Source organism: Prevotella sp. 885 (assembly GCF_002265625.1).
GTDB lineage: Bacteria > Bacteroidota > Bacteroidia > Bacteroidales > Bacteroidaceae > Prevotella.
The window spans coordinates 1-22,055 of the sequence record NZ_NOVE01000056.1 but is presented as its reverse complement, the minus strand read 5'-3'; the positions used below and the strand labels follow the sequence as shown (position 1 = coordinate 22,055).

Below are 22,055 nucleotides of genomic sequence, written 5' to 3'. Positions count from 1 at the left end.
TGCAGAATCTTTCAATGCAAAAGTCAAGCATTTCAGAGCACAACTTCGGGGTATCATTGACAAGAAATTCTTTCTCTTCAGACTAACAAGATTGTATGCTTAATCCACACACTTTTTCAGGTGAGCCGAAATTATCGGTAGAATTGAACATTTTTTCTTGATTTTTTTGTGTCTTGACGGAATTTGCTTATGTTTGCATAAAAATCAAGAAATATGCTGAGCGAAAGTCAGAACATAGAATATAAGGAGTCGTGGCGAGACGAATATCTGAAATGGATATGCGGCTTCGCCAATGCGCATGGCGGTCGCATCTACATTGGTGTGAACGACAACAAGGAAGTAATAGGCTTGCCTGATGCCAAGAAACTGATGGAGGACATTCCGAACAAGATTGTCAATTACCTTGGCATTGTTGAGGATGTCAACTTGCTTGCCGAAGGTGATAAAGAATACATCGAGATAGATGTTGCTCCGAGCAATATGCCTATTGCCTATAAGGGGACGTACCACTACCGCAGCGGCTCAACCAAGCAGGAGCTGAAAGGACTTGCCTTGCAACAGTTCGTAATGAAGAAGATGGGACAGTCATGGGATGACATACCTGTTTTAGGAGCAACGATTACCGACATAGATCGTAATGCTATCAATTATTTCCTGCAATGCAGTATCAAGGCAGGGCGCATGGACGAGGAAGAAGCCAACACTTCTACGGAGAATGTGTTGCGCAATCTCGGATTAGTCACGTCAAATGGAGAGTTGAAGAATGCCGCTATTTTGCTTTTTGGCAAGCATGTCGGACAGTTCTTTCCATCTGCTACGTTCAAGATAGGGCGTTTCCATACAGATGAGAGTGATTTGATTGTCCAAGACGTGATAGAGGGCAACATCATTCAGATGGCAAGTCGTGTGTTGGACACACTCCGCACAAAGTATCTGCTTTCACCTATCCATTATGAAGGACTACAACGTGTGGAGCAGTTGGAAGTGCCGGAAAAGGCGTTGAGAGAGTTAATATATAATTCGATAGCTCATAAAGATTACAGTGGACCTGCCATCCAAATGCGCATCTACGACCGCAGTATAGAACTTTGGAACTATGGTTTGCTCCCAAAGGAGCTGACTCCTGCCGACTTATTGAAAAAGCATTCATCATATCCTCGCAACCACAACATCGCCACTGTGTTCTACAAGGCTGGCTTTGTGGAGTCATGGGGACGTGGATATAAGAAGATTGCTGAAGAGTTTGAACATGCCAAAATGCCACTTCCTACCATAGAGGAAACAGGTGGTGGAGTGATGGCAATCATTCAGCGCGAAACGATGGACGAAGTTATAGCCAAACGGGGAGCAAATGTCGGAGACATGTCGGAGACTAATGTCGGAGATATGTCGGAGATAAAACTTACTGCTCGTCAGCGTCTTATCGTCGCTATTATCCACTCAAACCCTTCTGTTTCTGCGAAACAAATGTCGGAGATTTTGTCGGTGACATCAAGGACAATTGAGAGAGACTTGTCGGCAATGCAGAAAGCTGGCATCATAAGGCATGAAGGCACGGACAATGCTGGAGTGTGGGTGGTGTTGGAAGGTTTGTCTTCAATGTTAAAACCAAAGTAAAAACATAGTTCAAAAAAAATATAGAAATAAACGACATGATAAATTCCAACAACGAATCAATAGCAGACATCCTGAAGTCTATAGACGAAGGTAAAACACAGCTGCCAGACTTTCAGCGAGGTTGGGTTTGGGAGGATGGACGTATCCGTGCTCTAATTGCCAGTATCAGCAATGGTTATCCCATTGGTGCTGCTATGTTTTTGCAAACAGGTGGAGACGATATTCACTTCAAACATCGCCTTTTTGAAGGAGTGGATAAGTCCAAGGAGAATGTCGAACCAGAAAGACTCGTTCTCGATGGTCAACAACGTAACACATCCATCTACCGTTCTATGTACAGTAAGAAGGCCGTAGAAACCACTGATGGCAAAAAGAACCCGATTAAACGTTTCTATTATCTCAACATACCAAGGTGTCTTGATACATTTACAGACAGGATAGATGCCGTAGAATCTATACCAGAAGACAAAACAGTCAAAGAGAATATAGGTCGTGATATACGCCTCGACCTATCAACGAGAGAAAAGGAGTATGCCGAACATAGATTTCCATTGAATATTGTTTTTGACTCGCAAGAAATGATGAGATGGCAAAGAGGATATACCAGATATCATAATTCGGATGAGGTTGATGATAATTGGGATAAATTCTATGATACCGTCATTGCTCCAATGACTATGTATCAGATACCAGTAATACAAATTGGCAATGATGTTCCCAAGGAAGCCGTATGTCAAGTGTTTGAGAATGTCAACCAAGGTGGAGTTTCACTTACTGTTTTCGAACTGGTGACAGCGACATTCGCAGCTGACAATTTTGAACTTCGCAAAGACTGGGCAGAGATATGGAAAGATTTGTCTACGTATAGACAACTATACTACAAGAGGCAGCAAGCGTTTACAGGAACGGATTTTCTGACGGCTTTGGCATTGTTGGCTAGTTATGAAAGAAAAAACAGCGGAACTACAGTTTCATGTAAAAAGCGAGATGTACTGCGTCTTACCTATGCAGTCTATAAGCAGTATAAAAATCGCCTTATAGCTGGAGTAAAAGAAGCAGCAAAGTTCTTGTCAAGTCAGCGTATTTTCACAGCTTTGGACATGCCATATACAAGTCAACTTATACCTTTATCTGTGATTTTTGCTATCAATCCAAACGCTTGGTTTGATGCTGGCAACAAAAAGAAATTGGAGAAATGGTATTGGTGCGGTGTGTTCGGTGAATTGTATGGTGGAGCAAACGAAACAAGATATGTGACCGACATATTGGGACTTATGGAATGGGTGAATGATGAAACCTCAGAACCAGACACTGTTCGCCGTTCAAACTTCCACGCCTCGCGTTTGCAGCAATTATACACTAGAAATAGTGCCGCCTATAAGGGTATTATGGCTCTTATACTGAAAGAACATGCCTTTGACTTTATAAAAGGAACGGAGATGGACTTTGCGACTTTTGTGGAAGAAGCAACAGACATCCATCACATATTCCCACAAAATTATTGTGAAAAATCAAATATTGACAGAGGATTATGGAACTCCGTCATCAACAAGACCCCTATATACGCTCGTACAAACCGTATCATTGGTGGATATGCACCGAGTAAATATTTGTCAAGTATAGAAAGGAATCATGGTGTCACAGCAGAAGACCTGAATAGGTATCTTTCATCACATCAAATAGATGTGGAAGCTATAAGGAATGATGACTTTTACACCTACTTTGAAAAGAGAAAACAAGCTTTGCTTGATTTGGTTGAAAGAGCAACGGGGAAACCAGTTTCTGGTCGCTTTGATGACATTCAAAACGAGTCATCCTATGTTGATGAAGCAGAAGTCAATGAGATAGAATGAATATCACAAACTAACAATTAGTGCAACATGAAAAAATATATTGTAATTTTTTGCTCTCTTTTATTGTTGTCTGCATGTTCTGGTAACAAACATAAGGACAAGCATGAGGAGGAAGTTTCTTCCGAAAAAGAAAACACTGCGGCTTCAGATACCAAGTCTAAGTATTCATCAGAGGAATTGGATTCCTTGGCATTATACGCTTGGGGAGACGTAAAATTTGGAATATCACAAAAAGAAGCTAAAAGAAGTGAAATCTTTAAAGGCGGCGACAAGTACGACAATTCTCTATCTAGTGACTTTGATTATGAGCTTGCCCTTGGTAGTGGTATGGGGCTTAATGGCTTACTTAATATATGGGGAGAATTTATTGGGAAAGACTGTTCTTCACTTGAACAAATCAGACTAACTGTTGGATGTTCTAATTTTGATGATTTCTTATCTGACGTAACGACTATTATTGGTAGATTTAAAGATATTTATGGAGAGCCTAACTTTGTAACAGGCGAAGACATGACGGCATATAACTTAGGAGATAAAAAAATCGATGCTATAAGTTGGAGTTTTGATTCTCCGCATAATGGCACAAAATACATCTTTGGCACTATTGAGGGAAGTGATTATAGCCATTATGAATTCGAAATTATCATTAGTAATTCAAAGTTTAAAAAGAAGCCCACAAAAGTGGAATTGGAGGAAGAAAAGCAAAAAAAGAAAAATGAAATGAAAGCTGTAAAAAATGCATTCTGACAGTAGGAATTTGCTAACACAGAACAGACAAGACGTAGTGGAGAAGCTATGGACTAAACAAGCGGCAAAATATACAACGAGCAACTGCAAATACTCGCCATGCAAGCTTGCCGCTCTTTATGCCATAGAACTGTTGCATAACAAAGACGAAAAGAAAGCCTTGCAACTATATGAAGAACTGCAAAGACGCAAAGCCATGTTCTATCTGCCAGGAGAAACGGCTATGGCACTAAACGTTGCTGAGCAAATAGCAAAGTTATGATCTATTGTGAACAAAGGTTAAATAACGGTTATTTTATTGCAAATCATTTGGTTTATAAAATAAACTAAGCTAAATTTGCAACCGTAATCATTAGTGTTAGAAGAGAATAATGCTGGCTAAAGCAAGTGAGAGTCGACCTCCTTGCTTCTCTTTTTCCAAAGATGGTTTATAAAATAAACTAAGTGTTTAACCTGACACATCGCGTTTGATATAGGCAATAAGTGTGTCGCAATAAAGTAAGAAAAAATGGAAGAGAAGAAGATTTCGGAGCAGGAGAGTCTTGAGCTTATCACTCAGATGATAAATCAGACAAAGAAGGATTTGTCTGTAGGCAATGGTGACAGTTTCCTTATGTGGGGCTACCTTAGTGCAGCAATATCGTTGGCAGTAATCGTCATGCTGCTCGCAACCAACGACCCAAGATATGCTTGGCTCTACATGGTCATACCTATAGCAGGATTCACAGTCTCAGGCATAAAGACCTACAAGGCAAAGCGCAAGAGTCATGTGGCAAGCACTTATGCAAGCAACACTATAAATAATGTGTGGGCTATTATTAGTGCCGTGTTTGCAGTCTACGCCATTAGCTGCCTTTTACATTTCGGAGAAGTAAGGAGTTGGAATGGAATGTTTTTGTTGGGTATGTTGTTGCCGAGTATAGGCACATACACCACTGGCGTGATACTTAAGGAGAAGTCGATACAGATGTGCGGACTTCTTGGTGTAGTGATTGGCACAGGACAGCTTCGCGACTTTGTTTGTGGTGAACAAGTTATCAGTATTATGCAGATGGGACAGATGGTCTTGTCCTTTGTCATTACCCTTATTATCCCCGGACATATCCTTAACTTCAAAGCAAAAAAGCAACAATAATGAAAGAGTTGGATCCATTACTACATAGCCAGTTGCGTCTTGCCGTAATGTCGATTCTGCTGAATGTAGAGGAAGCAGACTTCAACTATATCAAGGAAAAGACAGAATCGACGGCAGGCAACCTTAGTGTACAGTTGGACAAACTGGTCACAGCAGGCTATATATCAAAGACTACAGATGGCTCGGGCGTAAAACCCCGAACCATCTGCAAGATGACAGACACGGGGCGCAATGCCATGATGAAATATGTGGAGGCATTGAAGACGTATTTTGCAGGGTTGTAATAAGCGGTTGTAGAATGCAGTATGTACTTATATGATATTCGTATTTGACATTATTCTATTAATGCCAAATACGATATCAAAAAGCTTGTATGTTTCAATGAATCAAAGACAATCTTTTAGGATTCCGTGTACCTGCTTATACCAAGACAATGAAACGCAGATTGGTGCAGGCTCCTCGATTCTATTATTTTGATATAGGTGTAGCCAATCATTTGTTGCATCGTAAGGATATGATTTGCGGAAATGCACAATATTTGCATTTCTAACGCTCAATACTCCTCGTTCAGCGCACTAAGAAATCTTTGGTGCGAAATTCTTGAGTTTTGAGCGTGCAGCGATAGTGTGCTGACATACAGCTGATTATGTTGCTGTGAAAAGAATTGTGCAATGAATGACGGAGCAAAACAAGCATCATTGGGTGCAATAGCGCCACTTTTACACTCCAATAGTGCCACTTTTATCATGCAATAGCGCCACTTTTACACTCTAATAGTGGCACTATTGGACTGTAAAAGTGGCGCTATTATTAAGCTCGGGTGCTGTTTGCACAGCAAAACACCGTAAAAACAGCAATCCGGAACTCTAGAATCAATTTTTATTTTGTAACAGCTTTTTACTCTTTGTACGATATTTGCATGGCGGACGGCGGAAAGTATCCGAATTAGGAATTTTGAGTTTTGAATTAGGAGTTGTTCTCGGCTTCGCCTGCGATTTTGAATTATTCAGGAATGTGCAAGGATATTTTGACCCAAAACTCGGATTAGATTAAATAATCTTAATACGGTCAAGAAATCATAAGGTTTCCTTTGTAATATGTGTTGAAAACTGTAGTTTTACCGCCGATTTTTACAACATATATTATGGGAAAATTTGATTGTTTAAGAGGATGGCTTGCTGCGTTCCTTGTCGGCAGCATTGTGCTGACGGGATGCTCCGAGCAGAAAAAGAAGACGGAAAAGGCACCCGTGAAGGTGGAGACGCTTACCGTTGGCAGCTACGCCAACGGCGAGACCAACGACTATGTGGGCACCATTGAGGAAAAGACCGGTTCGACGCTCAGCTTCGAGCTTGGCGGAAACATCACCTCCATCCGTGTGGACGAAGGCGATAAGGTAAGTCGTGGACAGACGCTTGCCACCATCAACCCCACTACGCTGAAGGAAGCGCATAAGAGTGCGCTTGCCACGCTACATCAGGCGCAGGACGCCTACCGCCGTTTTCTTCCTCTTCACAAAGCCGGAACCATATCGGACATACGATGGGTGGAGATAGAGAGCAAGCTGGAGCAGGCGAAGGCTGCTGAAGGCATTGCCAGACAACAGCTCACCCACTCCACCATCACTGCCCCGTTCAGCGGAGTGATAGCCTCAAAGGAAGCCGACCTTGGCACGTATGTACTTCCAGGTCAACCGGTTCTGAAGATAGCTGATGTCACCAACGTGAACGCCAAGATATCCGTACCCGAGGCAGAGATTTCGCATCTCCACATCGGCGACAAGGTAAGGATAACAGTTGCCGCATTGGGCAACGCCGAGTTTATTGGCGCCATATCCGAGAAAGGCATCGACGCCAACCCCATATCACACACTTACGAAATAAAGGTGGGCATCGCCAACAGCCAAAGGCGTCTGCTCCCCGGTATGGTCTGCAACGCCAAGGTGCTCAACAGTGGGGCTGCCTCGTCGCACATCACAGTCCCAGCCCAAAGCATAGAGCTGGACGTCAACAACTCGCGCTTCGTGTGGACCGTCGTCAAGGGCAAGGCTCATCAGCAGCCCGTGGAGGCGGGAGGCTTCGAAGGCAATGACGTCGTTATACTCTCAGGTCTTAACGCTGGCGACGAGGTTATTGTGAACGGCAAGCAGAAGGTGTCTGAAGGCATGAAGGTGAACACACAAAAGAATGTGGAGAAATAAGGATATGGAGAAGACGGATAAGGAGAATACTGCTATGCGCGACCATATCAAGCGGCGCATAACAAGAAAACCAAATAGGGTGATAAAGCGTTCGTTCATCGAGTCTGCCATGTGCAACCACAACATCGTGATATTGCTCATGGGTATGCTCGTGTTTCTCGGCATTATGGGACTGGCTCTGATGCCGAAGCAGGAGATGCCGCAGTTCACGGTTCGTCAGGGAGCCTGCGTGGCTGTTTATCCCGGCGCCACTTCCGAAGAGGTGGAGCAGCGCGTGGCAAAGCCATTGGAGAACTTCATCTTCGGCTACAAGGAGGTGAACAAGAAGAAGACATACACGCAGAGCAAGGACGGCATGCTCATTGTCTTCCTCGAACTCAACGACAACGTGGAGGACAAGGACGCTTTCTGGAGCAAGTTCAAGCACGGCCTGCAGACCTTCAAGGCTTCGCTGCCGTCGGGCGTCATTGCCCTGCAAGCCGTGGACGACATAGCCGAGACCTCTGCCCTGCTCATAACGATGGAGAGCAAGCAGAAGACGTATCGCGAGCTGAACACTTACATTGACAATCTGAAGGACAAGCTGCGCCACATTGACGCCATATCCAACCTACGCACATACGGACTGCAGAACGAGCAGATAAGCATCTATCTGGACCAGAACAAGCTGGCCAAGTATGGCACAGGTCCTTTTAAGATACTCAACCAGCTGGCTCTGCAGGGCTTCACCACGGTGAGCGGAAGCCTCGACGCGGGCAATCTCTGCCTGCCCATCCACGTGGACGACTCGTACAATAACGAGCGTGACGTGGCAGAACAGATAGTCTATTCCGATCCTAAGGGCAACATCGTCCGACTGAAGGACATTGCCCACATCACACGTGAATATCCAAAGCAGAACAAGTACATCGAGAGCAACGGCAACAAGTGTGTGCTGCTCTCCATAGAGATGCGCCCCGGCAACGACATCGTGAAGATGGGAAAGGACGTACACAAGGCGCTGGACGAGTTTGAGCAGACCTTGCCGGACGACGTACGCATCACCACCATTACGGACCAGAGCAAGGTGGTGAGCGAGTCGGTGCTCAATTTCCTACGCGAGCTTCTTACGTCGGTCATATCGGTCATCGTGGTCGTAATATTGCTGATGCCGCGCCGTGTGGCAGAGGTGTCGGCTCTGAGCATCCCTATCACCATTTTCTCATCGGTGGGTCTGTTTTATCTTTTCGGGATGGAGCTGAACACCGTCACCTTAGCAGCCCTTATCGTTACGCTCGGCATGGTGGTGGACGACTCCGTGGTCATCATCGACAACTACATGGAGAAGCTCGGCCAGGGCATGTCGCGCTGGCATGCCGCCATAGCCGCGCCGAGAGAGTTCTTCATGTCCGTGCTTTCCGCCACGCTGAGCATCTCGCTGACGTTCTTCCCCTTCCTCATAACGATGCACGGCGACATGGGCGACTTCGTAAAGTCGTTTCCTTGGGCGATGTTCATCATTCTGAGCATCTCGCTCACCGTGTCAATCCTGCTCACGCCTTACCTGCAATACAGAGTGATACACAAGGGCATTAACAGCCGTCCGAAACCTAACGCAAGGAAGAAGCCGCTCGACTATCTGCAGATGGGCTATACATGGCTGCTGACACGCTGCTTCGCTTATCCACGCATCACGCTATTGACGGGCGGAGCATTGGTGGCAATAGGAGCCGTGCTGTTCGCCGGTCTGCCTCAGCGAATGATGCCAATAGCCGAACGCAACCAGTTTGCCGTGGAGTTTTATCTTCCTAACGGCACCACCGCCAACAAGACGGCACAAGTGGCTGACTCGATGGCGCACATCCTGCAGCGCGACCCGTTGGTAACCTCCGTGACGACGTTCATCGGACAAGGATCGCCACGCTTCCATACCACCTACGCACCGCAGATTGGCGGTCCTAACTTCGCGCAGTTCATTGTCAACACCACGGACAACGACGCCACAGACAAGGTGCTCAACAAGTATGCAGACCGCTATTCTGACTACTTCCCCGACTGCCGTGTGCGCTTCAAGCAGATGGACTATAACTCTGCCACCTACCCCATCGAGATCAGGGTGAGCGCAGACAGCATCAGCGATCTGAAGAAGGCTGCCAGGCAGGTGAGCGCCTGTATGCGCGACATAGAGGGAATACATCTGGTCAGGACCAACTTTGAGGACCCGCTGCCAAGCATCCGCGTCACGCCTGACTATACGGAAGCCAACCGCCTTGGCGTGAACAAGACCATCCTTTCGGCTAATCTTGCCATTCACTTCGGCGACGGTCTGCCGATATCGACGCTTTGGGAGGGCGACTATCCTGTAAAGATGGTGCTCAAGTCGGAGAACGACAGTAGTCTGGCTAACGAATACATACCCGTAATGGGAGGAACTACGAGCGTGCCTCTTCGTCAATTGGCGAAGATAACGCCCTCATGGCATGACGGCAGCATCGTACGACGCAACGGCGTGCGCACCATATCCATCATCGGCGAACCGATGCGCGGATATAACGCTGACAAGCTGGCTGCCAAGCTTGGCAAAGAGCTGTCCGAACGCCATCCGGACCTTAAATGGGAAATGGGCGGCATGCCGGAGAAGGACGCCGAGACCTTGCCGCAGGTGATGTCGGGAGTGATGATTGCGGTGCTCATCATCTTCTTCATCCTCCTCTTCCATTTCAAGCGCATCAGCCTGGCATTGGTGAATCTCTCCTCAATGTCGCTCTGCATCTTCGGCGCTGCCATCGGCCTGTGCATAACGGGCTATGACGTCAGCCTCACGTGTGTGCTTGGCGTGGTAAGCCTTATGGGCATCCTCGTGCGCAACGGCATCATCATGCTCGACTATGCTGAGGAGCTTCGCCGCGACAAGGGACTGTCCGTTCGCGACGCCGCCTTCCAAGCCGGCGAACGACGCATGCGCCCCATCTTCCTCACATCGGCAGCAGCCTCGGTGGGCGTACTGCCGATGATGCTTGAGAACAATACGCTATGGTCGCCGATGGGTGCCGTGATTTTCTTCGGTACGCTCATCTCAATGGTGCTCATAGCGACAGTCCTCCCCATTCTCTACTGGATTGTGTTTGACAAGCACGGAGAGTATAGCCTGAGGAAAGTTGAGGGTTGAGAGTTGAGAGTTGAGAGTTTGGAGTTTTCAGAGTTATGACAACTTTTCGGTCTTGAAGTACTTGGCTAGGGGCTTCATGAACGGCGTGAGAAACACTTCGTGCGGCATGTTATGATAATCCATGCGGTGAAGGCATTGCGATACGTAGAGGCGGCGCTTGGCACGCGAAAGAGCCACATAGAACTTGCGGGCGTCCTCTGCCAGTTGGCGGGGATTGCCACGGCTGTAGAAGTTGGGGATGCGTCCGTCAATGGCGTCAAATACTATTACATTGTCAAACTCCAAGCCTTTCGCCTTGTGGATGGTCGTAACGAATATGGTTTCGCCAAGGCTGCCGCTTCCGCATAGGTCGGCTTCCTTCAGCGTGCTTATCTCCATCATGTGACTGCACAGCTGGGCGTAGAGCGAAGGCTCCGCCTCTGCGTCAATCATGTCGGCAGAGAGATAAGCCACGATGTAGCGCAAAGCATCCACCTCCAGCACGAATCCTTCCTTAACGGCATAGTCGTAGAAGCGCAGCATCTCCGTCACGAGGGCTGGCTTCTGCGTGTCTGCGCCGTCCGTATCGTAAAGACGTGAGAGGGCGGAGAGATACGTGTCGCGATAGTTGCGGCGGAACGTCTCCACACGCTGCACCACTCGCTTGTCCGTAAGGAAGCGCTGCTGCTCCTCCAGCTTCGTCTTAGCCTTGCCGTAACAATGCTTCACCACGTTCTGCGTGGCGTTGACGTCGTCGTCGGCAAGGTGCGAGTTGGTGCCTTCCAGCCCAAGCGCCGTCAGCAGATATTTCAGCTTGTGCTCTCTTAGTTCGGGATGGAGCAGACGCACGAGGCGCAGCGAGTCGAGATAAGCGGGATGGGAAGTCTGCAGGTCTGATTCGGGCAGATATCTTCGGAGATTGAAATCGAGAATATTATAGTCGTAGTCGGCGTTATGTCCGAGCAGCACGCAACCGTCAGCATACTCCATGAACAGTCTGAGAGCATCGGCATGCGAGAGCAGCGTGTGATGCTTGCGCTCCTCGATGATAGGATTAGGGATGTCGCCGAGCATCAACGGTATGGGACGGTCAGTCTCAATGTATACGGTGAAAGCCGAACCTTCCACCACCTCGCCGCCACGCATCTTCACGGCGGCTATCTGAAGGATGTCGTCCTCAAAGACGTTCAGTCCGGTTGTCTCCGTATCGAACACCACGATGGTGTCCTCTTCGTAATGACGGACGAAGCGGCTGAGATAAGTGGTGGTGCCGTCGTAACGCAGGAGGTCGGAGGGAAGGATGGCACGGTCGAACAATGCCCTTACGAAGCCGCGGGCGGTGGCATTGCCTTCGTACACTCGCAGTCCCTTCACCAGGCGCGACCATGACATAAAGCTGAACTCATTGTTGAGCACGCCAAGATGGGCAAGCAGGAGCTTCACCTCCGGCGTAGAGAAAACGTCCGTGCCCGACACCTTGAAATGACCGATGCCGCAACGATGGAGCTCTTGGCTGAGCACCTCGGCGTCGCTGTTGGCATTCACCACAATGGCTGTTGTCGACTCAGGGAAGTTGGTGCTGAGCATGGAAGCGAACTGCACGCAGTCGCGAACCTCCTGGTCGAAGTTGTCAGAATAGATAATCTTGAGTTCGTTTCCTGTCAACGTCAGATTATGGTTTCCGCCCACTTCCGGCAGCAAAGCAGGGTCGATGTTCATCACCTCCGCCGCATACGTATTGAAGATGTCGAGGAGATAACCCGGCGAACGATGGTTGACCGAAAGATGATGGAGTTGGCACGCCGGGCGCTCCTTGATGGCAGAGAGCGTGTCCATCTTGGCTCCCATGAAGGAGAAGATGGCTTGCTGTTCGTCGCCAAGGAACATAACGGTGTGGAAAGGACGTGAGGTGAGCAGCTTTATGAGAGCCATCTGAAGCGGATTGAGGTCCTGCACCTCGTCCACCTGAATCCAAGGATAACGCTTGTACGTCTTGGTCTCCGCATCAGCCACAAGCGTGTCGTAGGTAAGGAGAAGCAGGTCCTGGAAGTCGAGCAGACGGTTCTCTTGCTTATATCCGCGATATTGCTGCGCAAGCGTCATCTTGCGCAGCAGCGAGAGAATGCTCTGACGCTCACCATAGTCGGTGGTGTCAGACTGAAGCATGTCGCGATAAGTGTCGGGATGGTCATAGATGTCCGTCATAGCCTCAGCGTCAAACGGACGCTTCGTCACCTCGCAGATGCGTCGAAGAGCAGCCATGTCGCTCGGACTGATACATTCCGGATGAACACGCAGGTCCTTAGGATAATTGTGGCGTATCTGATGCATCATGCTCTCAAGGTGGAACACATCGCTGTATTCGCGGCGCTTGGCATAGTTGGAGAGCACGACATACTCGTCCTCACCAGCGAAACGCGCAAGGATGGAGATGCCATCGTCCTCGTCAATGACACTCGACTCAGCAGGTATGACGCCGTTGGAGAAGAGAAACTTGGAGCAGAAACGATGGACGTTTCCCACAAAGACATTCTCAACGCCGTCGTCCGTGATGTTGCCAGCGATGCGCTCCATCATACCACGGGCGGCGCGATTGGTGAACGTCAGGCACAACATGTCTTCATAAGCCACGCCCTCCTTCTCGTGGGCATAACGTATGCGTTCTGTAAGAATGTGTGTCTTGCCGCATCCCGGAGGTGCAAGCACAAGATGAAAACCACCGCACGCTGCTATCACTTCAGCCTGACATGGGTCTGGAACAAACGATTGTTGCATATTATATACTGGTGAATAATGCTGCAAAAGTAAAGAAAATAATGTTGACGCACCTTAATTTCAACAACTTTCTTACGCTACATTCCAAAATATACGTAACTTTGCAGCTTGTGAACAATCTGAATATAAAAAGAATATGACAAGATTTTTTCTGAAACACAGAGGACTGGCAATGGGCATAGCCACACTTGCCATGTGTTTATGTTACGCTACAGACGTAAATTCAGCCCCCAACACCACCCCCAACAAACCGACAACCGCAGCTACGGCAGCAGACACTACAACCGCAGCCGACAATGCTAAGGACGCAAAATTAGCAGCTGCTGCCGACTCAGCCAATCTTTTGGAGGCTGCCACCGACACCGTTTCGTCCCTCGATGCAGAGGAGATAACGCCGGAAGAGAGCGGTGGTTTCCACAGAGTGCTGAAGCAGAAGTTCGTAGAAGGTGGAGCTTCGTTTATGTCGTTCGTAGCCATAGCCCTTGTTCTCGGCTTGGCTTTCTGCATTGAGCGCATCATATATCTCAGCCTTTCGGAGATTGACGCGAAGAAATTCATGAAGGAGATAGACGCGAAGATTGAGGCAGGAGACATCGAAGGCGCCAAGACACAATGCCGCGAGACCCGCGGACCGGTGGCTTCAATATGCTATCAGGGCCTTCTCCGCATCGACACCAGCATCGAAGACATCGAACGTTCGGTGGCTGCTTACGGCACCGTGCAGGCTGCCAACCTTGAGAAAGGATGCTCATGGATTACGCTGTTCATTGCCATGGCACCGTCACTCGGATTCCTCGGCACTGTCATCGGTATGGTCATGGCGTTCGAGCAGATTCAGCTGGCTGGCGACATCAACCCTACCATTGTGGCTGCGGGTATGAAGGTGGCGCTCATCACCACCATCTTCGGTATAATCGTGGCGCTCATCCTGCAACTCTTCTACAACTATATCCTCTCAAAGGTGGACCATCTGACATCGCAGATGGAGGAAAGCGCCATCACCCTGCTCGACTCCATTCTGAAGTATAAGAAGTAAGACGCGCATAGAATCCGCTCAACATCATTCAAATTCACACTTATGAAGAAGATTTCAGACTGGCGGCTTTTGACCACAGAACAGATATCGAGCCGCATATTCTATGTCATCGTGGCTCTTTCGGCGGTTCTCTTCATCCTCTTCTGGCTCATCGGTTACGATATGCCTTACGAGGAAGACCCCGAATATAACGCGCCGCTGCTTACCGGCGTGCTCGTCAGCTTCATGATTGTCCTCACCATAGCAGCCGTCGCGCTCATGACGTGGGGACTGATAAGGAGCGTGCGAAAGAACAGCGACGCCAACCGCGTTGTCAATAACGTCCCAGCTCGCCGCATCTCACTATGCGTAGCAGGAGGCTTCGCAGCCGTAATGCTCCTCTGCTTCCTCCTCAGCGACACCACTCCGCTGACCATTAACGGCGAGCGCTATGCCGACACATTCTGGCTTCGCATGGCAGGAATGTTTGTCGGAGCGTCGTTGGTGATGATGGTTGCAGCGGCAGCAGCCGTTGTCTTCGGAGCCACACGCTACATCAGGAAAAAGTAAGAACAAAACCAAGAGACGATGCTCATTAAACGCAGAAAACATACAGTACCATCACTCAACACCACGTCAACAGCCGACATATCGTTCATGCTGCTGACCTTCTTCCTCGTCACGTCCTCTATGGACATCGACCGCGGACTGGTCAGACAACTGCCGCCCGCTGACAACGAAGAAGAGGACCTGTCGGACGCTATGGAGGTGAGTCGTGAGAACACGCTGTCGTTCAAGATTGGTGCGGACAACACCATCACGATGAACGACAAGACCGTAGAGGTGAAGGGACTGCGTGAGAAGATAGCACGCTTCATAACGCCACGTGCGTCAGACCACATTATATATATAGATGCCAATCCCAAAGCCGGATACAACACGTACTTCCAGTTGGAGGACGAAATTGTGGCGGCATATAATAAGGTGCGCAACGATTTGGCTCAGAAAATGTATCATCACGCCTACGCCTCTTGCACCGAAGAAGAAAAGAAGAGCGTGCGAGAGAAATGTCCGCAGCACATTGCCGAGACTTACGAAACCGACGACGCACAGGCTAACGCATCAAAGGAAGGAGGTGAGATATGAGACAATCATTCGATAGAGGCAAGCGCGGCGTACCGCAACTCAACACTTCGTCGCTCCCTGACCTCATCTTCACCATACTCTTCTTCTTCATCGTAGTGACACACATGCGCAAGGTGACGCTGAAGGTGCATTACACCGTGCCGCAGGGAACCGAACTGACACGCCTCACAAAGAAGTCGGCAGTGTCTTACGTCTATATCGGAACCCTCAGCCAGCAGTCGGACAGCACGCAGAGAATACAGCTCAACGACAAGCTGGCATCGCCATCCGACATAGCCGGATATATGACAGACGAGCGTAATCGCATGTCGGCTGAAGACCGTGAGCACATGATGGTGTCCATAAAGGCTGACCGCCAAACGCCCATGTCGCTAATCACAAGCGTGAAGCAGGCGCTACGCAAGGCTGATGTCAGGAGGATTAGCTATTCGGCAGAACAGAGGAAAGAGTAGAATATTGTTGAAATAAAGAACAATATTATATTAAAAAGCATACAAGAGAATAACAGATTGTAACTTTTCAGCTAAATATCGTTGCTGTTTCTGACATTTTTTATATCTTTGCAACATAAATATAATCTATAGCAAATGGCACATCACAATTTAGATTTACTCGACAAGAAAATCCTCCGTCTTATCGCAGAAGACGCCCGTATACCATTCCTTGAAGTAGCACGCTCATGCAATGTCAGCGGAGCCGCTATACATCAGCGCATACAGAAGCTCACCAATCTCGGCATTCTGAAGGGATCGCGATTCATTATCGACCCGGAGAAAGTGGGATACGAGACCTGCGCATACATCGGACTCTATCTGCAGAACCCCGCCAAGTTTGATGACGTGGTGGACGAACTGCGTAAGATTCCTGAGGTAGTGGAATGTCACTACACGACGGGAGGCTTCGATATGTTCATCAAGATTTACGCCCGAAACAACCATCACCTGCTTAACGTCATCCACGACAAGCTGCAGCCCCTCGGACTGTCACGCTCTGAGACGGTCATCTCGTTCAATGCAGCCATCAACCGTCAGGTTCCCATCGACGATATTCCATTAGACGACGATGATGATGACGATGAACCAGAAACAGTTGAATAAATAAACATAATGTCCAGTTCAATGTTCCGACTTTCAATTTCAAGCGGACATAGAGCTGGACATTTTTCGTTTATCAACGTAACACTATAATATAATACCCAACTAAATGAAAATACTACATACAAGCGATTGGCATCTTGGTCATACGCTTTACAATTACGATCGAACGGAGGAACAGATGGCTATGCTTCTTCAGATGGTCGATATAGTGAGAGAGGAGAAGCCCGATGTGTTCCTGCTTTGTGGTGATGTCTATCACACACCACAGCCGTCTGCGTCTGTTCAGACTATGTTTACGAATGCCTTGGTGGAGATACATGATGCCAATCCTGATATGACCATTGTCATAACTGCGGGCAATCATGACAGCGGCACGAAGCATGACATATTCAGAACGCCTTGGAAAGCATTGAAGGTGTATACCATCGGTAGCGTTGACGCTAATAACAAGGAGGATTTGATTATAGAAATTCCAGGACAAGGCTATGTCATTGCCGTCCCTTATGTCAACGAAAGGAATATGCCTGACGGTTTCTTTCAGGACTTGCTTGACATTGTGGCTGAACGAAACAAAGCCAACCTACCCGTACTTATGACCGCTCACACCACCGTTAGCGGCTGTGATTTTACGGGTCATGAGAATGCTTCTGAATACGTTGTAGGCGGTATTGACTCGCACAGTTTGGAGGATATGGGTACGGGCTACGACTATCTTGCATTGGGACATATCCATCATGCCCAGTTTGTTCGTGGAGGTCATCATCGTGTAAGATATTCAGGAACGCCTATTCCTGTGAGTTTCGATGAGAACTATCAGCATTCCGTATCTATTGTTGAACTAAACAAACATGGTGAGGAACCTGTCGTGAAGGAGATAGAAATACAGACTCATCGTCCATTGGTCACGTTGCCTAAAGATGGCGTTGCTACATGGGAAGACGCAAAGGACCTGCTCGAAGGTTTCCCTAATGACATTGAGGCGTATATACGTCTGAATGTTGAGGTTGACAATTTTCTTCCCGTAGAAGCCAATGCCGAGGCTTTGCTTCTTACTGAAGGCAAGAAGTGCAGATTCTGTGTCATCAACACTCATCGCCTTAAGAAAGACCGCAGAGAGGCAAAGGTGATGTCGGTGCAGGAATTCAAGACGGAGAAACCGATAGACATCGCAGAGAGATATGCCGAAGACATCGGCGTAGAGTTTGACGATGACATGAAGGAACTCTTCAGGGAGACTCTTGCCTTACTGAAAGAGGAAGAAAGAAAGTAAAAACGCTTAAAAAGTTGCTATGAAATTTCAGAAACTTACTATCCACAATATAGCGTCTATCGAAGATGCGGTTATCGACTTCGAGGCAGAACCATTGGTCAGCAGCGAGGTGTTCCTGATAACGGGTAAGACGGGCGCAGGAAAGTCCACCATTCTCGATGCCATCTGCTTGGCTCTTTATGCTGACACTCCCCGTTTAGACGGCACGAAGATGCAGGGAACCACTATCGATGCTAAAAGGGAGGTGAAGATTGACGACCCTCGCCTGCTTATGCGCAGAAACACATCCGAGGCTCATGTACGACTGACGTTCTTGGGCAGCAACGGTGTGAGCTACGAGGCTACATGGGCTGTGGCTCGTGCGTATAAGAAGATAACCGGCTCAATACAGAACAAGGTTTGGGAACTGAAGAATCTTGACTCAGGAACCACTCTGACTAAGGATGCCGAAATAAGAAGCGAGCTGAAGGTTGCTGTAGGTCTCGACTTCAGCCAGTTCTGTCGTACCACGATGTTGGCTCAGGGCGAGTTCACCCGTTTCCTCAACAGCAAGGACGACGAGAAAGCTGAAATCCTTGAGAAGATTACCGGTGTGGATGTCTACTCTAAAATTGGTGCAAAGATATACGAACAGACCGAACTAAGGAAGCAGGAGTGGACCGAAGCCAAGCTTATCGTGGACAGCATGCACACTCTGTCCGACGAGGAGATAGAGAAGCGGTCCTGCCGTATGGCTGAACTTGAACGTCAGCAGAAAGAAATAAGAGAGGCACAAAAGAAGGATAAAGACAAGCAGGACTGGATAGACACAGACAAGCGTTTGTCCAAAGAAGTCACTGATGCCACAAATCGACTGCGCGAAGCTGTTGCCGTAGTTGAGGGCGAAGCTTTCAAGCAGAAGGAAACGCTTGTCAATGAGTGGAACTCCACTATTGATGCCCGCGCATGGATGACGGGGGCGGTTGATGCTTCGAAGATTATTAATAAGAAGGAAAAAGAACTTGAAGGCTTGGCTGCCGAATATGCTGTCATTCTTGGCGGACGAATGTTTGCCGAACAGGAGATAGCCAACTTGTCTGACGAGATTAAAGCCATTGACATGCTTCTCGACAAAGAGAAGGACAAGGCTTCGGTGTATGAGAATGCGCAGACCATAGTGAGTCTGCTGGAAAGCATAAGCGAGGGACGTAAAGCCATCGTGAAGAGCACAAAGGATATAGACAGCCACAACCATACACTCAACGACGAACTGTTGCCCGCTTTAAAGACCATAGAGGATAAGGTGCGACTGGCAAACGAAGCGTTAGGCTTAGCAGAAAAGGACGTAACGAAGCAGGAGGAGGATATCGCAGCGATTAAGCTTTCCGACTTGCGATCAGAGTGCGAAGCTGCCAAGGAACTCTTGAGGAACATAAAGACTGCCAAGGAGCGTATCGAAACATTGGCTGAGAGCAAGAAGCAAAGAGAAGAACTGCGCAATAATCTCGTTGAACAGCTGGCTTCCATCAACGCCAAGAAGAGCAAACTGGCAGCAATGGACGCTCCCATCCATGACGCCGAACTGAAGATGAATGTCTGCAAGGAGAATCTCGACAAGCAGAAAGACACCATCGACAAGTTCGCATCGTCTTTACGTCAGAAACTTCATGTGGGCGACATCTGTCCTGTCTGCCGTCAGCAGATCAATTCGGAACTGCCCCACGAAGAAACGCTCTCTGCTCTTGTCGCCACCTTGCAGGAATCGTACGATGAAGCAGAAAAGAACTACAGACGATTGCAGGAAGACAAGAACAAGATTGAGGCTGAAATAAAGACTGAGACAAAGGCTTACGAACGAGGCGTAAAAGCGTTCGACAAGGACCAGACTGTTGCTAATGCCGAAGCGAAAGCTGCGGAGGCTTGCAGATCTTGTGGCTTGAAGGAGCTTGACGATGCAGCCCGATCCAATCTTGACGCATTGGAAGCTTCAACCACCATTCGCAAGGACAACCTTGACGGTAAGATAAAAGACGGGGAACAGAAGGAAAATTCCTTAAAGAAGCTTCGCAAGGATTTGGACGCAAAGCGAAAGAGCTTACAATCATTGACTGAAGACATGAAGAAAGCTGAAAAGGCTGTCAGCGATTGCAAAGCTAAGATAGATACGGCGAAGACTCTGATAAGCACACGTAAAGCTGAAACCGAAAGCGCCGCACAAAGAGTCGGCGAACTTGTTGTCGGCGAGTGGGATATTGACTGGAACGAAAACCCGGAAGCCTTTGGCGATGCTCTTAACATGGCAGCCCAGACATACAAGGCGAACGGCCAGAAACTGCAGTCGCTCCGCACAAGACTCGACAATGCAAAGACATACATTAATAATGTTACCGACGTCACGCAGTCAATAACGCAGGTTATGCCTGCTTGGAAGATGACAGAGGCTGCGGTTGCGTCAAAGGTGGACAACCTTCTCGACAAAGCCAACCGGACAAGCAATTCGCTTACTGCTGTTCTCACGACGCTAAACTCTGCCAAAGAGAGTTACAACGCCAACAAGACGAAGCTCGACGCGTTTCTTGCAAGCAACAAATGTCTGTCGGCTGAGCGTCTGTCCGAACTCGACGCATACAAGTCGAGCGACATTATAGGTGTAAACAAAGAGATTGTAGGGTTCAGAAATGATGTCGTTGCAAAGAGAACCTTGCTTGACAACGCCACCAAACAGCAAACCGATCATCAGCAGAAGAAGCCTGAATTGCAGGAGGACGACACGCTCGAAAACATCGTCGAACGCATCGACGGCTACGAGAAAGCTCTTGGCGAGATTGGCGAGGAGACCGGATCCATCAAGCAAGAACTTAAGACCGACGCCGAGAACAAGCATAAGTTGGGCAATCTTGTTAAGGAAGCCGAAGAGAAGCAGGCAGTCTATCATAAGTGGTCGCGTCTGAACCAGCTGATTGGCAATTCCTCGGGTAGCACATTCCGTAAGATTGCCCAGAGTTACGTCCTCTCGAGCCTCATCCATTCTGCCAACAGCTATATGCGCACACTGACAGACCGTTACACGCTGAAGGTCACGCCTGGCACATTCGTCATCTCTCTTGAGGATGCCTATCAGGGATTTGTCTCGCGTGCAGCCAGCACCATCTCCGGCGGCGAGAGTTTCCTCGTGTCGTTGTCATTGGCTCTTGCGTTGAGCGACATCGGTCAGCAATGGCAGGTAGACACGCTGTTCATCGACGAGGGCTTCGGCACTCTTAGCGGCGAGCCTCTCCAGAAAGCCGTAGAGACCCTCCGCTCTCTCCATTCCAAGTCGGGCAGACACGTCGGCATCATATCGCATGTGGAGGAACTGCAGGAACGCATCGCCGTTCAGATTCAGGTGAATCAAGAAGGAAACAATTCATGCAGCAAAATCAAGATTGTTCCATGACAAGCAAATCTCTCATAAGAGAATAGACTAAACGACATCGGTCAAGCAAAGAGCTATCATTCAGTGAATAGCCTTTGCTTGACCGATGTCGTTTCGTTGTTTTTAACTATAGCGTAATCTCCTTTGTGCCATTCTTTTTATAGTAGCCATACAAAGCAATGGAAGCTATCATCAGAATCCCGATATAGATGCAGTTCCTTAAGGTCACAGTGTCTTTCACGTTTGCCGCAACATAGAAAGGCACGGCAATGAAAAACACCCGAGACAACATACGTGCTATATCTGAGAAATAAGCCTTCTTGAACATCGAACGTACAATATTCCCATCAATCGCTTCGTACTTCTTTATGAATGCTTGTTTCTTAAGCTCATAGTCACGACTGTAGTGCTTGCCTATGGCAAACCAGATAAGTGCCCATGCGAGAAAGAACGCTCCAGAAATAAAGCCTCCCGTTTCTTCATCCAAGAGATCACTGAAAGGAGAATCTGTAAAGATCATATAAGAGCCAAACAAAACTACGAGGAAAAGTAGGCTCACCTGAAAAAGTGTGTGGATTAAGCATACAATCTTGTTAGTCTGAAGAGAAAGAATTTCTTGTCAATGATACCCCGAAGTTGTGCTCTGAAATGCTTGACTTTTGCATTGAAAGATTCTGCA

17 protein-coding genes and 2 pseudogenes are annotated in these 22,055 nt (G+C 48.1%); 16 read left to right on the top strand and 3 right to left on the bottom strand.

All coding sequences use genetic code 11. The annotated features are described in order from the left end of the window. From CHL74_RS16375 to CHL74_RS13060, 9 genes and pseudogenes are all read left to right on the top strand, one after another. Positions 1 to 103 (top strand): annotated as a pseudogene (locus CHL74_RS16375) (ISAon1 family transposase); the annotation flags it as partial. A 110-nt stretch (positions 104 to 213) separates the two neighbouring features. Beyond that, entirely contained in the window at positions 214 to 1,617 is a 1,404-nt protein-coding gene (locus tag CHL74_RS13095) for an ATP-binding protein (protein ID WP_094881657.1), read from the top strand. A 35-nt stretch (positions 1,618 to 1,652) separates the two neighbouring features. Continuing rightward, on the top strand, positions 1,653 to 3,470 hold the full coding sequence (locus CHL74_RS13090) for a DUF262 domain-containing protein (protein WP_176452264.1): 1,818 nt from the start codon (positions 1,653 to 1,655) through the stop codon (positions 3,468 to 3,470). A gap of 27 nt (positions 3,471 to 3,497) precedes the next feature. Beyond that, on the top strand, positions 3,498 to 4,217 hold the full coding sequence (locus tag CHL74_RS13085; RefSeq protein WP_141241339.1) for a membrane lipoprotein lipid attachment site-containing protein: 720 nt from the start codon (positions 3,498 to 3,500) through the stop codon (positions 4,215 to 4,217). A gap of 37 nt (positions 4,218 to 4,254) precedes the next feature. Beyond that, complete coding sequence (locus CHL74_RS13080; protein WP_141241338.1) at positions 4,255 to 4,479, top strand: hypothetical protein; 225 nt, start codon at positions 4,255 to 4,257, stop codon at positions 4,477 to 4,479. 246 nt (positions 4,480 to 4,725) lie between these two features. After that, the gene (locus CHL74_RS13075) at positions 4,726 to 5,352 is read left to right on the top strand and encodes a hypothetical protein (protein WP_094881654.1); all 627 of its coding nucleotides are present in this window, start codon (positions 4,726 to 4,728) and stop codon (positions 5,350 to 5,352) included. Continuing rightward, positions 5,349 to 5,636 (top strand): winged helix-turn-helix domain-containing protein, encoded by a 288-nt coding sequence (locus CHL74_RS13070; protein ID WP_176452265.1) that lies wholly within the window; start codon positions 5,349 to 5,351, stop codon positions 5,634 to 5,636. Before CHL74_RS13075 ends, CHL74_RS13070 begins: the two co-directional genes overlap by 4 nt. Positions 5,637 to 6,496: 860 nt before the next feature. After that, positions 6,497 to 7,552 carry an efflux RND transporter periplasmic adaptor subunit gene (locus CHL74_RS13065; RefSeq protein ID WP_094881652.1) on the top strand — a complete coding sequence of 352 codons (1,056 nt, stop codon included), beginning with the start codon at positions 6,497 to 6,499 and terminating at the stop codon, positions 7,550 to 7,552. A 4-nt stretch (positions 7,553 to 7,556) separates the two neighbouring features. Further along, positions 7,557 to 10,700, top strand: a complete 3,144-nt coding sequence (locus tag CHL74_RS13060; protein WP_254923308.1) for an efflux RND transporter permease subunit — start codon at positions 7,557 to 7,559, stop codon at positions 10,698 to 10,700. Between the two features lie 33 nt (positions 10,701 to 10,733). Here CHL74_RS13060 and CHL74_RS13055 read toward each other — a convergent pair whose 3' ends face one another. Then, positions 10,734 to 13,454: a 3'-5' exonuclease gene (locus CHL74_RS13055; protein WP_094881651.1), complete on the bottom strand. Its 2,721-nt coding sequence runs from the start codon at positions 13,452 to 13,454 to the stop codon at positions 10,734 to 10,736. A 172-nt stretch (positions 13,455 to 13,626) separates the two neighbouring features. Here CHL74_RS13055 and CHL74_RS13050 point away from each other — a divergent pair, with 172 nt between their 5' ends. The 7 genes from CHL74_RS13050 (at position 13,627) to CHL74_RS13020 (ending at position 21,397) form a co-directional block, all read left to right on the top strand. Further along, the gene (locus tag CHL74_RS13050) at positions 13,627 to 14,490 is read left to right on the top strand and encodes a MotA/TolQ/ExbB proton channel family protein (protein ID WP_254923309.1); all 864 of its coding nucleotides are present in this window, start codon (positions 13,627 to 13,629) and stop codon (positions 14,488 to 14,490) included. 42 nt (positions 14,491 to 14,532) lie between these two features. Next, a complete protein-coding gene (locus CHL74_RS13045) occupies positions 14,533 to 15,039 on the top strand; it encodes a hypothetical protein (protein ID WP_094881650.1) in 507 nt (168 codons plus the stop codon). 18 nt (positions 15,040 to 15,057) lie between these two features. Next, positions 15,058 to 15,615 carry an ExbD/TolR family protein gene (locus tag CHL74_RS13040; RefSeq protein WP_094881649.1) on the top strand — a complete coding sequence of 186 codons (558 nt, stop codon included), beginning with the start codon at positions 15,058 to 15,060 and terminating at the stop codon, positions 15,613 to 15,615. Continuing rightward, positions 15,612 to 16,067 (top strand): ExbD/TolR family protein, encoded by a 456-nt coding sequence (locus CHL74_RS13035; RefSeq protein WP_094881648.1) that lies wholly within the window; start codon positions 15,612 to 15,614, stop codon positions 16,065 to 16,067. The genes CHL74_RS13040 and CHL74_RS13035 overlap by 4 nt, the downstream gene beginning before the upstream one ends. A 135-nt stretch (positions 16,068 to 16,202) precedes the next feature. Then, positions 16,203 to 16,712, top strand: a complete 510-nt coding sequence (locus CHL74_RS13030) for an Lrp/AsnC family transcriptional regulator (protein ID WP_094881647.1) — start codon at positions 16,203 to 16,205, stop codon at positions 16,710 to 16,712. Positions 16,713 to 16,818: 106 nt separating this feature from the next. Further along, positions 16,819 to 17,982 (top strand): metallophosphoesterase family protein, encoded by a 1,164-nt coding sequence (locus tag CHL74_RS13025; RefSeq protein ID WP_094881646.1) that lies wholly within the window; start codon positions 16,819 to 16,821, stop codon positions 17,980 to 17,982. A 19-nt stretch (positions 17,983 to 18,001) separates the two neighbouring features. Further along, positions 18,002 to 21,397 (top strand): AAA family ATPase, encoded by a 3,396-nt coding sequence (locus tag CHL74_RS13020; RefSeq protein ID WP_094881645.1) that lies wholly within the window; start codon positions 18,002 to 18,004, stop codon positions 21,395 to 21,397. A gap of 106 nt (positions 21,398 to 21,503) precedes the next feature. Here the strand turns inward: CHL74_RS13020 and CHL74_RS13015 are convergent, their stop codons facing one another. Both CHL74_RS13015 and CHL74_RS16370 read right to left on the bottom strand, forming a co-directional pair. After that, entirely contained in the window at positions 21,504 to 21,935 is a 432-nt protein-coding gene (locus CHL74_RS13015; protein ID WP_254923307.1) for a hypothetical protein, read from the bottom strand. 17 nt (positions 21,936 to 21,952) lie between these two features. Then, positions 21,953 to 22,055 (bottom strand): annotated as a pseudogene (locus tag CHL74_RS16370) (ISAon1 family transposase); the annotation flags it as partial.